This window comes from Stenotrophomonas sp. 05N37 (assembly GCF_056397365.1).
This window is the reverse complement of the sequence record NZ_JBFTNG010000001.1, coordinates 1,299,264-1,311,737: the sequence shown is the minus strand read 5'-3', so window position 1 is coordinate 1,311,737 and position 12,474 is coordinate 1,299,264. Positions and strand designations below refer to the sequence as shown.

The window sequence follows — 12,474 nt, the reverse complement described above, 5'->3', positions numbered from 1 at the left end:
GGCACAGGCGCCGCCCGCACGCTGCGGGCGGCGCATCGGGGTCACTTGAGCTGGCAGATGTCCAGCACGTGCATGTCGGTGTAATCCAGGTTCTCGCCACCCATCGCCCAGATGAAGGCGTAGTTGCTGGTGCCGGCGCCCATGTGGATCGACCACGGCGGGGACACCACCGCTTCATTGTTCTGGATGACGATGTGGCGCTGCGCCTCCGGCTCGCCCATGAAGTGGTAGACGCGGTCGTTCTGGCCCAGGTCGAAGTAGAAATAGACCTCGCTGCGGCGGTCATGCAGGTGCGGCGGCATGGTGTTCCAGACGCTGCCCGGCTTGAGCACGGTCAGGCCCAGCAGCAGCTGCGAGGACTGGCAGGTGGCCGGCACGATGTACTGGTAGATGGTGCGCTCGTTGCTGGTTTCCAGCGCGCCGCGATCCAGCGCGACGGCATCCTTGATCGACAGCTGCTTGGTCTCGAAGCGCGCATGCGCCGGGGTGGAGGCCAGGTAGAACTGCGCCGGGGTGGCGGCGTCGTCGGAGGCGAACACGACCTCTTCGCTGCCCATGGCCACGTACAGGCCGTCCTTCGGCCCCAGCGTGAACACGGTGCCATCGACGGTGACGGTGCCGCTGCCGGCGCCGACGTTGATGATGCCCAGTTCGCGGCGCTCCAGGAACGCGTGGCCAGCGGCGGAGGCCGGCTCGGTCTGCTTGGGCAGCGACAGCGGGCCCTTGACCGGGGCGGCACCGCCGAGCACGAAGCGCTCGTAGTGGGTGTACTTCAGCGTCACCGCATCGGCATTGAACAGGCCGTCGAGCAGGTACAGCTCGCGCAGGTCGTCGTTGCTGGCGCCCTTGATGGCGTCGGGATGGGTGGCGTAGTGGGTCTTGCAGTACATGGCGTCTCCAGAGCAGGGGTGGGCCGACGGGTCGGCCCCGGCGCGATTTCCGGTCATTCTAGCCAGATGGGAAACCGGTGTCATTTTGCATTGCGGCAGTGGGGCTGTGCGCCCCACGATGGTTCGGTACAGCGGTGCGATCGGCAACCGGTTACCCCGGCGCGTGGCGACGCGTTCGTCTTGACCCCGCGGTGTCGCCGCCGCGGCGCGGGCTAATCCTCCGGCGGCTGGCAGGAATCGCGCACGATCAGGTGCGGGCGCACGCTGGCGATCTGCAGCGCGGCCTGGCCGTCGGGCTGGATCAGCATCGCGGCCGCGGTGCGCCCGGTGTCACGGGTGTGGCGGCGCACCGAGGTGAGCGACGGCCACAGGCGCGAGGCCAGCGGGCTGTCGTCGTAGCCGATGATCGACAGCTGCCGCGGGATGTTGATGCCCGCGCGCAGCGCGACCTTGTAGATACCCGCGGCCATTTCGTCGTTGCCGGTGAAGATCGCGGTCGGGCGCTGCTTGCCCAGCAGCAGCTTCTCGGCGGCGGCCACGCCGGATTCGAAGGTGTAGCCGGCCTCGACGATGCGCGCTGGCGGCAGCTCGATGCCGCGTTGGGCCAGGGCGTCGATGAAGCCGGCGGTACGTTCGTGTGCCGATCGGTAGGCACTGGGGCCGGTGACCAGCGCGATGTCGCGGTGGCCCAGCGAGAGCAGGTAATCGGCGGCTTCGGCCGCGCCGTCGCGGTCGTGGGTGACCACCATCTGCGAGGTGTCGTCCAGCGGCAGCGAGGCGATGCGGGTGAAGCGGCAGCCGATCTCGTCGAGCATGTCCACCAGCGCCTGGTCCTCGGACGCGCGCGGGACCAGGATCACGCCATGCAGCTTCTGCTGCTGCACGAAGCGGCGCACGCCGTCGATGTAGCCCGGACTGCGCGAGTCGCAGGGATGCACCACCAGCTCGAAGCTGGAGCCGCGCAGCGCATCCAGGGCGCCGTACTGCATGTCCACGATGTACTGCGCGGTGGGGTTGTCGTAGACCATGCCGATCAGGAACGAGCGTCGGAACGCCAGGCCACGCGCCAGCGGATCGGGCGCGTAGCCGACCTCGCGCATCAGCGCCTCGACCTTTTCACGGGTGTCTTTGCGCACCAGCGGCGAGTTGTTGATGATGCGCGAGACGGTCTTCTTGGATACCCCGGACAGGCGCGCGATGTCATTGATCGTGGCGGCCTTGCCCTTGGTCAATCCGTGCGGCGGCATCGGATCGGTTTTGCTGCGCAATGACATGTCGTTCAAACCGGGGATGAGTCAGGGGATTCTAGCGGGCCGTTCAATCCAGGGCCCGGTAGCGGAAATGGCGGAACCGCACCTTGCCCTCACCGGCGGCGTACAGGGCCGGCTTCAGGGCGAGGAACTTCCCGGCCACATTGTGATGGTAGCCGGAGACTTCCATCTGAACCGGGTACTTCTGCCAGGTCTGGCCGTCGGCGCTGGTATGGATGGTGACGATGTGGCGGTTGTTGGTCACCCGCAGCCAGAGCCTGCCGCCCTTGGCGCTGGGCGCCAGCCGGGTGGGGCGCTCCTCGCCGTAGCGGTGCATGACGAAGGCCTCGCCGTTGCTGCCCACGCCGGCGTACAGGCGGTCGCTGTAGAAGAGCAGGGCACCGCCCACCGCGCCGGGACCGACCTCCATCTCCACCTCGAACTGGTAGGCCGGATCGCCGGCGATGGCGGTCAGCGGGGAGGCGTCCCGCGGGGTCAGGCCCTTGCCCTGCAGCAGCAGGCCGTCGCCGCTGAAGTCCAGGCGCCGGTACTCGTCCTGGGCGGGGTTGAAGAACGACCACTGCGCGCCGAGGGCAGGGCCCTTGAAGTCATCCGACAGCGCCATGCCATGCGCGCCCACCGAGGCACCCGCCGGCTTGCGCAGCGGCTGGCCCAGATCACCGCCCTTGGCCACGAACCAGCCGTCGGCGGTCCATTCGATCGGCTCCAGCAGGGCCTGGCGGCCGAGCGTCCAGTACCCGTTCTCGTAACCGTGGTACATCATCCACCAGCGCCCGTCGGTGCCTTCGATGACGGTGGCGTGGCCACGCGACCACCAGGGCTCCGACGCCGACTGGGTACGCATGATCGGGTTGTTGGGCGCGTTCACCCACGGCCCATGGATGGAGCGCGAGCGGGCCGTGATCACCATGTGCCCGGTGGGCGGGCCGGCGGTGCCACCCACGGCGGTGGTCATGTAGTACCAGCCATCGCGGAAATTGATCTTCGGCCCTTCCTGCGCATAGGCCTCCACGTCCCAGCTTTCCGGGTATTTCCAGCCGTCGTAGACGTGCCTGGGCGTGCCGACCACGCTCAGGCCATCATCGGCCAGCTGCACGTAGGCGCCGCCGCTGAGGAACAGGTAGCGCTTGCCGTCTTCGCCCACCGCGTGGCCGGGATCGATATAGCCGCCCAGCCCGATGTCGATCGGCTCGCTCCACGGGCCCTTGATGTGGTCGGCCCAGACCACGAAGTTGCTGCGGGCCTCGGCGGTGCGCGCGGGAAAGTAGATGAAGTAGCGGCCCTGGTGCTTGACGATGTCCGGTGCCCAGATCGCGCCCACGTTCCTGGTGATGGCATGACCCAGCGGCTGCCAGTTGACCAGGTCGCGCGAGTGCCAGATCGGCAGGCCGGGGTAGGCGTCGAACGAGGACAGGGTGAGGTAGTAGTCCTCGCCATCCTTGAGCACGGAGGGGTCGGGATGGTCACCGGCCAGCACCGGGTTGAGGAAGGTGCCATTGCCGAGGTCGGCCTGGCGCTGGTGCTCGATGCCCCGCTTCCATGGCGTGGTGGGTGGGGCGGCGTGTACCGCCGTGGCCAGCAGCAGGCCGGCGGCGAGGCCGGCCAGGGTCTTGCACAGGGTCATCGCAGGTCTCCGCAGTTCAATGGCGGGACGCGCGCGTGCAGGCCGCGTCCCGGGCACCCCAGCCCGGCTCAGCCGCGCAGCAGCGCGGGCAGCCACAGCGACAGTTCGGGGAAGAAGGTGACGATCACCAGTACCCCCAGCGCGGCGAACCAGAACGGCCAGATCGACCGCATGCTCTCGCCGACGCTGATCTTGCCGATCGCCGTGCCGATGAACAGCACCGAGCCCACCGGCGGGGTGACCAGGCCGAGGCCACCGGTCAGCACCAGCACCAGGCCGAAGTGGATCGGGTCGATCCCGTAAGCCTTGGCCACCGGCAGGAAGATCGGCGTGCAGATCAGGATCATCGGCGCCAGGTCCATGAAGGTGCCCAGCAGCAGCAACATCACCACGATCATCAGCAGCACCATGAACTGGCTGTGCGCGAAGGACTGCAGGAAGTCCACCGCGGCCGCCGGTACCTGCAGGTAGGCCAGCAGCCAGCCGAACACGGCGGCGGTGGCGATCACGAACAGGATCACCCCGGTGCTGCGTGCGGCATGGGTGACCGTGCCGAGGAACTCGCGCCAGTTGAGCTGGCGATACAGCACGGTGGTGACCAGCAGCGCGTAGACCACCGCGATCGCCGCGCTCTCGACGGCGGTGAAGATGCCGGCGCGGATACCGATGAAGATCAGCGCGACCAGGCCCAGGCCGGGCAGGGCCGAGACCATCCGCAGCAGCACCGCGCGCCAGCCCGGGAACACTTCCACGCCGTAGCCACGGCGGCGCGCCACCACGTAGCCGGTGACCATCAATGCGAGGGTCATCAGCAGGGCCGGCACGATGCCCGCGGCGAACAGGTCGGCGATCGACAGCCCGCCCCCGGCCGCCGCCGAGAACAGGATCAGGTTGTGCGAGGGCGGCACCAGCAGCGCGACCAGCGCGGCGGTGATGCTCACGTTGACCGCGAAGTCGCGGTCGTAACCGCGCTTGACCATCTGCGGGATCATCGTGCCGCCCACCGCCGAGACATCGGCGATGGCCGAGCCGGACACGCCGCCGAAGAACAGCGAGGACAGGATCGAGACCTGGCCCAGGCCGCCGCGCATGCGTCCCACCAGCGAAGACGCCAAGGAAATCAGGCGCTCGGAGATGCCGCCGCGCATCATGATTTCACCGGCGAAGATGAACAGTGGAATGGCAATCAGCGAGGCCGAGCCGGTGCCGGCGGAGATCTGCTGGACCAGCACCAGCGTGGGCAGGTCCAGGTACCACAGGGTGGCCAGCGCGGCGGCGGCCAGGGCGTAGGCGACCGGCACGCCGAGCAGCAGCAGTAGCGCGAAAACAGTAAAGAGGATCGTGATGCCCATGGTTCAGCGGTCTCCCTCGGCAACGGTGGCGGCGTCGGCGGGTCGCACGGCCTGCACCATCTGGTTCACGGCGAAGATCGCCATCAGCGCGCCGCCCACCGACAGCGGCAGGTAGTTGATGCTCTGCGGCAGGTTGGCGCCGGCGGCCTTGATGTCCAGGCCGTCCAGCAACAGCACGGCGGCCCACCAGGCGATCACCACGCCCAGCACGGCCACCACCAGCGCGGAGAACACCTCCACGGCGCGACGCAGGCCGGCGTGCATGTGCGCGGCCAGCAGGAAGAAGCCGAAGTGGCGGCGGGTATGTACGCCGGTGGCCGCGCCCAGGCTCATCGCGGTGGCCAGCAGCAGCAGCGTGACCGGCTCGGTCCAACTGGGCGAATCGTTGATGACGTAGCGGGCGAAGACCTGCCAGCCCTGCACCACCACCAACCCGAGCAGGGCCAGCACGGCGATGTGGATGGCCACCTCGGCGATGCCATTGAGCAGGCGTTGGGGCGCGCTGGGGACGATCACGAGCGGTTCGGAAGCGGTATCGGACATCGCGGCAGGCCTCAGGCGAAGTCGCGGATGCGACGGGTGAGCGCGGCCAGCTCCGGCTGCTGCAGGTACTGCTGCAGCAGCGGATCGGCGGCCTTGCGGAAGGCGGGCATGTCGACCGCGTTGAACTGGATGCCGAAGTCGGCCACCGCCTGGCGGGCGCTGTTTTCCGAGGCATCCCACTGCTGGCGCATCACGTTGACCGATTCGCGCGCGGTCTCCAGCAGCAGCTGGCGGTCGGCCGGGCTGAGCTGCTCGAAGCTGTCGCGCGACATCAGCAGCACGTCCGGCGCATAGGAATGGTCGCTCTGCGACCAGTAGTGCGCGGCCTCGAAATGGCGGCTGGAGTGGAAGCTGCGCATGTTGTTTTCCGCACCGTCGATCATGTGCGTCTCCATGCCGGAGAAGGTGTCGCCCAGCGACATCGGCGTGGGATTGGCACCGAGCAGGCGCATCAGCTGGATGAAGATGTCCGAGGACGCCACGCGCAACTTCAGGCCGTGCAGGTCCTTGGGTTCAACGATGGGATGCTTGGTGTTGTAGAAGCAGCGCGCGCCGGAATCGTAGATGGCCAGGCCGACCAGGTCGCGCGTCTCGAAGCCACGCAGCACCGCATCGGCGATGCCGCCGTCCAGCGCGCGGCGCATGTGCGCCACCGATTCGAACACATACGGCAGGCACAGGGCCTGGGTCAGCGGGAACGCGTTGTTGAGCGCGCCGGAGTACACCCGGGTGATGTCGATGGCGCCGAAGCGGGCCATGTCGATCGCCTCGGATTCGCGACCGAGCTGGCCGGAGTGGTACTGGCGCAGCTTCAGGCGCCCCCCGGTCTTCTGTTCGAGCTGCTGGCCGATCCACTTCACCGCGGTCACGGTGGGGTAGTCGGCCACGTGCACGTCGGTGGCGGTCAGCAGGTGCGCGCCCGGCACGTCGCTGCCGGTGCTGCGCGAACACGCCGACAGCACGGGCACGCTCAGCGCGCCCAGACCGGTGGCAAGGAAATTTCTGCGAGTGAACATCTGCGCCCTCCCAAGCGGACTGTCCATGGCTGCGCGGTTTACCCGGCAGCGATGGCCCTGCAGGTAATGTCGCCGTAGCCGGCGAAACGGATCAATGCCTGTTGCCCAACGGCGATGTCGTGGATGCCGGTGGCGTTGCCGCTGGCGATCAGGTCGCCGGCCTTGAGCGGCCGCCCACGCTGCGCCGAACGCGCCAACGCGAAGGCGTAGGCGGTACGCAGCCCACCGGGCAGCAGGGTGGCACCGCCGGTGCCGACCACCTCGCCCTCGATGCGGGTTTCCGCGCGCAGGTCGGCGTCGTCCATGGCGGTCCAGTCGGGGATTTCCCCGCCCAGCACCAGGCCGTTGTTGTTGCCGAAGTCGGACACCACCACGCGCGGGCCGAGCTGGTTGATGGTGGCCAGCGGGCTGCTGGCCACTTCCACGCCGTAGAACAGCTTGGCCGGCAGGGCTTCGGCTTCCTCGGCGGTCCAGTGCAGCTTGTCGGCCGGCGCGTCTTCCAGCAGCTGGATCACGAACTCGGCCTCGACCGCGCCGAAGCCGCCGACGAACACCGGAATGTCCACTGTTCCACCGGTGGCATTCCAGAGCCGGCGGGAGAAGATCGGGCCCAGCAGGCGGTCGTCGCCCGAGCTGTCACGGCGCTCGGCCGCGATGTAGCCGACCTTCCAGCCGACCACCGTGTCGTCCCACAGATCGATGGCCTGGTCCTGCACGCGGTAGGCGGTGACCAGGTCCGGCGGGATCTGGCCGGGGAAATCGGGCACTGCGCGGCCCTGCTGGCGGGCGCCGACGAAGGCGCGGGCGATCTCGCCCAACCCCTGGTCTGGCAGGTCGTGTGTGCCGTGATCGTTGCTCAAGCGGGTCTCCCGGTGAATGGTGCACTGCCCATCGACAGCGTCTGGATGTGCTGTATATGGTAAACCGGTGTCATTGGCAATGTGCAGCGCGTCAGAACGCTGCGGCCGGGGCACCATGGACCCGATGCCCCTGATCACGAGGACACCTGCCGCTATGTTCCGCGCCGTTCTGCTGCCCTTGCTGGCCTGCCTGTTGCTGGCAGGCGCTCCGTCGCCCCTGCGTGCCGCCGAACGCAGCGTGCCGGCCACCGAACCCGCCGTCGGCAGCGCCGACCGCATCGCGCTGTGGCCGGCCGGGCAGGTGCCGGGCGAATCCGGGGCGCCGCGCACGCCGCACGTCATCGAGCGCAGCGATGACCCGACATTGCCGGACCGCTACATCGACGATGTGGATGCGCCCTATCTGGTCGCCTACCGGCCCAAGCACCCCAACGGCAGCGCCCTGCTGGTGATTCCCGGCGGCGGCTACCAGCGCATCGTGCTGGACAAGGAAGGCACTGCGCTGGTGCCGGCCTTCGTCGAGCGCGGCGGGGTAACCCTGTTCGTGCTGCGGTATCGGCTGCCGGCCGGGCGCAGCGATCGCCAGGCCGCGCTCGCCGATGCGCAGCGCGCACTGCGGCTGATCCGCGACGGCGCGAAACGCTGGCAGCTGGATCCAGGCCGCATCGGGGTGATCGGCTTCTCCGCCGGCGGCCATGTCGCCGCACGCTTGAGCACCGGCTTCGACCTGCCGGCGTACCCGGCGCGCGATGCGGTCGACCGCCAGAGCGCGCGGCCGGACGTGGCCCTGCTGCTGTACCCGGTGATCGACATGGGGCCGCATGCACACAGCGGCTCGCGCGCTCGACTGCTCGGCGAGCATCCGGATGCGGCCTTGGTGGCGCAGTTCTCGATGCAGGACCACGTGCGCGCCGACATGCCGCCCACCTTCCTGGTACATGCGCAGGACGACAAGGTGGTGTCGGTGCACAACAGCCTGGTCTATTACCAGGCGCTCACCCGGGCCGGTGTTGCCAGCGAGATGCACCTGTTCCCGCAGGGCGGGCATGGCTTCGGCGTGCGCATCCAACCCGGACTCACCACCGCGCAGTGGCCCACGCTGGCCCTGCAGTGGATGCAGGCACGGTACGCACCGGTCGCGGAGGCCCGCCCATGATCGATTCGCCCGCCGATCTGCAGCGCCGCCGCTTCCTGCGCGACAGCGCGCGTTACGCAGCGATGCTCGCCGCTGGCAGCGTGCCGCTGCTGTCGACCGCCGCCCCTGCCGTGCCCGGTCCGCGCCAGGCCGCCGCGCCGCTGGCGACGGTGCGCAGCGGACGCCTGCGCGGCCAGGCCGAGCACGGGGTGAACGTGTTCCGCGGTGTTCCCTACGGGGCCGACACGCGCGCGCGGCGCTTCCTGCCGGCGCTGCAGGAGCTGCCGTGGCGCGGCGTGCGCGATGCCAGCGCGTACGGGTCGTCCGCCCCGCAGGGTGGCAGCGATGGCCCGGGCAGCGAAGACTGCCTGTACCTCAACGTGTGGACGCCGGCGCTGCGCGACGGCGGCAAGCGGCCGATCCTGTTCTATATCCACGGCGGTGCCTACAACAACGGCTCGGGCAGCGATCCGCTGTACGACGGCAGCGCGCTGTGCCGCCGCGGCGACGTGGTGGTGGTGACGGTCAACCACCGCCTCAACGTGTTCGGCTATCTGTACTTGGGCGCCTTCGGCGACCCGGCCCTGGCCGGCTCGGGCAACGTCGGCCAGCTCGATCTGGTGCAGGCGCTGCAGTGGGTGCGCCAGCACGCGCAGGAGTTCGGCGGCGATGCCGGCAACGTCACCGTGTTCGGCCAGTCCGGCGGCGGTGCCAAGATCGCCACGCTGATGGCGATGCCGGCCGCGCGCGGGCTGTTCCAGCGCGCTTGGACCATGAGCGGCCAGCAGGTGACCGCGGCCGGGCCGCGTGCGGCCAGCCAACGCGCACGGATCGCGATGCAGGCAGTGGGTGCGAATGATGTGGCCGCGCTGCGTGCGCTCTCGACCGAGGCGCTGCTGGCGGCCACCCGCGCGCGCGATCCGTCGCGGGTGGAAGACACCGGCCTGTATCTCGGCCCGGTGCTGGATGGCGCAGTGCTGCCGGTGCATCCGTTCTGGCCGGAGGCAGCCGCGCAGTCGGCGGGCATCCCGATGGTGATCGGCAACACCCACGATGAAACCCGCGCCTTCCTCGGCAACGACCCGGCCAACTTCGCCCTGACCTGGGAAACCCTGCCGGCCAAGCTGGAGAAGGAGCAGTACACCGACCTGCTGCCGTCGACCGTGATCGCCGAATACCGGCGCCTGTACCCGCACTACACGCCGTCGGAGGTGTTCTTCGCCGCTACGACCGCCGGGCGCTCCTGGCGCGGCGCGGTCGAGGAGCTGGAGGCGCGCGCACGCCAGGGCGCACCGACCTGGGCGTACCAGCTGGATTGGGGCTCACCGCTGGACGGCGGCCGATTCGGGGCGTTCCACACGCTGGATATCCCGCTGGTGTTCGACACCACCGGCCAACCGGGATCGCGCACGGGCGGGGGCGATGACGCCCGGCAGGTGGCCGCGTCGATGAGCGAGGCGTTGATCGCGTTCGCGCGGCACGGCGATCCCCACCATGCGGGCCTGCCGCGCTGGGACAGGTATTCGCTGGAGCGCCGCGAGACGATGCTGTTCGACCGGGTTCCGCGCCAGGCCAACGATCCCCGCGGTGGCGAGCGCGAACTGTACCGGCAGGCGCCTTTCATCCAGCGCGGTACGTTCGGGTGAGGCGCAGGGGGTGAATACGTCATGGCACGCGCGTCGTTTGATAGACGTTTGGGACTTTTTCGTCGACTTTGATCGGCGCTGCGCTTGATTTGACCCGATCTGTCGTGATTCCCGTCAAACACCGCGTTCACCGCAATCGCCTAGACTGGGGGCATGCAAGATTTCCGCGACCCGTTTCCCCCGTTTCATGGACGTGATCGATTGATCGCCGCCGTCGATCACGCGGTCCAACACGATGATGCCCACCAGATCGCCGCGACGCTGCGCCATGCGCTGCGGGAGGCGATCGCCGACAGCCGCATCCAGTTGCCGGCCTGCGTACACCACCCGATCGAGGACCACTACGCGCGCCGCGAGCTGTACCGCAGCGCGGCGCACGGCTACAGCATCGTGGCGATGAGCTGGGGGCCGGGGCAGGGCACGCCACTGCACGACCACAGCGGCCTGTGGTGCGTGGAAGGGGTGTGGCTGGGCCAACTGGAAATCACCCAGTACCAGCTGCTGGAACGCGACGGCGAGCGCTTCCGCTTCCGCGCACAACCGGCGATCCTCGGCGACTGCGGCAGCGCCGGCAGCCTGATCCCGCCGCACGAGTACCACACCATCCGCAATACCAGCGCGGACGACCTGGCGATCTCGGTCCACGTCTACCAGGGCGAAATGACCCGCAGCGCGGTGTTCGAGCCCGACGGGGGCGACTGGTACGCGCGCCGCGTGCAGGTGATGGACACCGACGCGGCATGACCCGGTAGTGCCGAGCCATGCTCGGCAGCAGCGCAATGCGGCGTGGGTCATGCGCCGCTCTCCACGTGCGGGCCGGTTGTCTTCTGCCAAGGGCAGCCGAGCGTGGCTCGGCTCTACCGGGGGTGGCGTGGGTGTGGGCGTGGGCGTGGGTCATCCCGCGGTGCTTGGCGAAATAACCCGCAGCGCGGTGTTCGAGCCCGATGGCGGCGACGGGTACGCGCGCCGCGTGCAGGTGATGGAAACCGACGCGGCGTGATCCGGTAGTGCCGGGCCATGCTCGGCAGCAGCGCAATGCGGCGTGGGTCATGCCCTCTCTGCGTTTCGACCGGTTGTCTTCTGCCAGGAGCAGCCGAGCGTGGCTCGGCTCTACCCGGCGTGGCGTGGCGTTGGCGTTGGCGCGGGCGTGGATAATCCCGTGATGCTTCCGGAGTTTCCGATGTCCATTCATCCGTTCCAACAGGTCAACGTGTTCAGCGCCGATCCGCTGCTGGGCAATCCCCTCGCGGTCGTGCTCGATGCCGCCGGTATCGACGAGTCGCGCATGGCGGCGTTCGCGCGCTGGACCAACCTGAGCGAGACCACCTTCGTGTTGCCGCCCACCGATCCGCGCGCGGACTACCGGGTGCGCATCTTCACCACGCTGGAGGAACTGCCGTTTGCCGGCCACCCGACCCTGGGCAGCTGCCATGCGTGGCTGGCGCAGGGCGGGGTGCCGAAGGGGCAGGAGATCGTGCAGGAGTGCGGGATCGGCCTGGTGCGTATCCGCCACGGCGAGGCCGGGCTGGCGTTCCTGGCGCCGCCACTGCTGCGCGGCGGGGCGCTGGACCCGGCGTTGCGCGAGCGCGTGCGCGCCGGTCTCGGCGTGCGTGTGGAGGACGTGGTGGACGCGCGATGGGTGGACAACGGCACCGGTTGGCTGGCACTGCGCCTGCGTGACCGCGCCACGGTGCTGGCGCTGCAGCCGGACTACACGCAGCTGGACGGACTGAAGGTCGGGGTGTTCGGGCCGTGGCAGCCAGGCGACGGCGACGCGGCACAGTTCGAGAGCCGCGCCTTCATCGCTGGCGACGGCGCGCCGGAGGATCCGGCCACCGGCAGCCTCAATGCGGGTATCGCGCGCTGGTTGCTCGAGGAAGGGCAGGTGCCGGACCGCTATGTGATCAGCCAGGGCACCGTGCTGGGGCGTGCCGGGCGGTTGCAGGTGGAACGGGTGGGCGATGCGCTGTGGATCGGCGGGGCCTGCGTGACCTGCATTGCAGGCACGGTCACGCTGTAACGGGGATTGGGCGCGGCAGGGTCGCACCCCGATCGACCGCCGGTATCCTCCGGCGGCACGGGAACGGGCTGAGCCCCACCGTACGCCGCATTGCTGCGTTGTTGCGCTGCGCCGCTA

General features: G+C 69.2%; 12 protein-coding genes. 5 read left to right on the top strand and 7 right to left on the bottom strand.

The features are described 5' to 3' along the window. Nucleotides 1–41: 41 nt before the first annotated feature. The 7 genes from kduI to AC1DGC_RS05645 all read right to left on the bottom strand — a co-directional run bounded on the left by kduI (nucleotide 42) and on the right by AC1DGC_RS05645 (nucleotide 7,556). Nucleotides 42–890, bottom strand: a complete 849-nt coding sequence (kduI, locus tag AC1DGC_RS05675) for a 5-dehydro-4-deoxy-D-glucuronate isomerase (RefSeq protein ID WP_259207955.1) — start codon at nucleotides 888–890, stop codon at nucleotides 42–44. A gap of 212 nt (nucleotides 891–1,102) precedes the next feature. Then, entirely contained in the window at nucleotides 1,103–2,164 is a 1,062-nt protein-coding gene (locus AC1DGC_RS05670) for a LacI family DNA-binding transcriptional regulator (RefSeq protein ID WP_394164365.1), read from the bottom strand. Between the two features lie 43 nt (nucleotides 2,165–2,207). After that, entirely contained in the window at nucleotides 2,208–3,785 is a 1,578-nt protein-coding gene (locus AC1DGC_RS05665) for a family 43 glycosylhydrolase (protein ID WP_478047392.1), read from the bottom strand. A gap of 68 nt (nucleotides 3,786–3,853) precedes the next feature. Further along, nucleotides 3,854–5,137: a TRAP transporter large permease gene (locus AC1DGC_RS05660; RefSeq protein WP_259207959.1), complete on the bottom strand. Its 1,284-nt coding sequence runs from the start codon at nucleotides 5,135–5,137 to the stop codon at nucleotides 3,854–3,856. Nucleotides 5,138–5,140: 3 nt separating this feature from the next. Beyond that, nucleotides 5,141–5,680, bottom strand: coding sequence for a TRAP transporter small permease (locus AC1DGC_RS05655; RefSeq protein ID WP_259207961.1), 540 nt, complete (start codon nucleotides 5,678–5,680; stop codon nucleotides 5,141–5,143). Between the two features lie 11 nt (nucleotides 5,681–5,691). After that, a complete protein-coding gene (locus AC1DGC_RS05650) occupies nucleotides 5,692–6,696 on the bottom strand; it encodes a TRAP transporter substrate-binding protein (RefSeq protein ID WP_259207963.1) in 1,005 nt (334 codons plus the stop codon). Between the two features lie 38 nt (nucleotides 6,697–6,734). Next, a complete protein-coding gene (locus AC1DGC_RS05645; protein WP_478047391.1) occupies nucleotides 6,735–7,556 on the bottom strand; it encodes a 2-keto-4-pentenoate hydratase in 822 nt (273 codons plus the stop codon). 154 nt (nucleotides 7,557–7,710) lie between these two features. On the opposite strand from AC1DGC_RS05645, the gene AC1DGC_RS05640 reads away from it, so the two are divergent. From AC1DGC_RS05640 to AC1DGC_RS05620, 5 genes are all read left to right on the top strand, one after another. After that, complete coding sequence (locus AC1DGC_RS05640; protein ID WP_478047390.1) at nucleotides 7,711–8,712, top strand: alpha/beta hydrolase; 1,002 nt, start codon at nucleotides 7,711–7,713, stop codon at nucleotides 8,710–8,712. Next, entirely contained in the window at nucleotides 8,709–10,337 is a 1,629-nt protein-coding gene (locus tag AC1DGC_RS05635) for a carboxylesterase/lipase family protein (protein WP_478047389.1), read from the top strand. The genes AC1DGC_RS05640 and AC1DGC_RS05635 overlap by 4 nt, the downstream gene beginning before the upstream one ends. Before the next feature lie 153 nt (nucleotides 10,338–10,490). Then, a complete protein-coding gene (locus AC1DGC_RS05630; RefSeq protein ID WP_478047388.1) occupies nucleotides 10,491–11,081 on the top strand; it encodes a cysteine dioxygenase family protein in 591 nt (196 codons plus the stop codon). Between the two features lie 49 nt (nucleotides 11,082–11,130). After that, nucleotides 11,131–11,337: a hypothetical protein gene (locus tag AC1DGC_RS05625; RefSeq protein WP_478047387.1), complete on the top strand. Its 207-nt coding sequence runs from the start codon at nucleotides 11,131–11,133 to the stop codon at nucleotides 11,335–11,337. 180 nt (nucleotides 11,338–11,517) lie between these two features. Then, nucleotides 11,518–12,357, top strand: coding sequence for a PhzF family phenazine biosynthesis protein (locus AC1DGC_RS05620; protein WP_478047386.1), 840 nt, complete (start codon nucleotides 11,518–11,520; stop codon nucleotides 12,355–12,357). The last annotated feature ends 117 nt before the right edge of the window (nucleotides 12,358–12,474 follow it).

What these genes read in the sequence shown, in the direction of transcription:
- AC1DGC_RS05620 (WP_478047386.1), top strand. Translation starts at nt 11,518, where the DNA reads ATGTCCATTCATCCGTTCCAACAGGTCAACGTGTTCAGCGCCGATCCG.
- AC1DGC_RS05640 (WP_478047390.1), top strand. Translation starts at nt 7,711, where the DNA reads ATGTTCCGCGCCGTTCTGCTGCCCTTGCTGGCCTGCCTGTTGCTGGCA.
- AC1DGC_RS05660 (WP_259207959.1), bottom strand. Translation starts at nt 5,137, where the DNA reads ATGGGCATCACGATCCTCTTTACTGTTTTCGCGCTACTGCTGCTGCTC.
- AC1DGC_RS05630 (WP_478047388.1), top strand. Translation starts at nt 10,491, where the DNA reads ATGCAAGATTTCCGCGACCCGTTTCCCCCGTTTCATGGACGTGATCGA.
- AC1DGC_RS05655 (WP_259207961.1), bottom strand. Translation starts at nt 5,680, where the DNA reads ATGTCCGATACCGCTTCCGAACCGCTCGTGATCGTCCCCAGCGCGCCC.
- AC1DGC_RS05670 (WP_394164365.1), bottom strand. Translation starts at nt 2,164, where the DNA reads ATGTCATTGCGCAGCAAAACCGATCCGATGCCGCCGCACGGATTGACC.
- AC1DGC_RS05650 (WP_259207963.1), bottom strand. Translation starts at nt 6,696, where the DNA reads ATGTTCACTCGCAGAAATTTCCTTGCCACCGGTCTGGGCGCGCTGAGC.
- AC1DGC_RS05665 (WP_478047392.1), bottom strand. Translation starts at nt 3,785, where the DNA reads ATGACCCTGTGCAAGACCCTGGCCGGCCTCGCCGCCGGCCTGCTGCTG.
- kduI (WP_259207955.1), bottom strand. Translation starts at nt 890, where the DNA reads ATGTACTGCAAGACCCACTACGCCACCCATCCCGACGCCATCAAGGGC.
- AC1DGC_RS05635 (WP_478047389.1), top strand. Translation starts at nt 8,709, where the DNA reads ATGATCGATTCGCCCGCCGATCTGCAGCGCCGCCGCTTCCTGCGCGAC.
- AC1DGC_RS05625 (WP_478047387.1), top strand. Translation starts at nt 11,131, where the DNA reads ATGCGCCGCTCTCCACGTGCGGGCCGGTTGTCTTCTGCCAAGGGCAGC.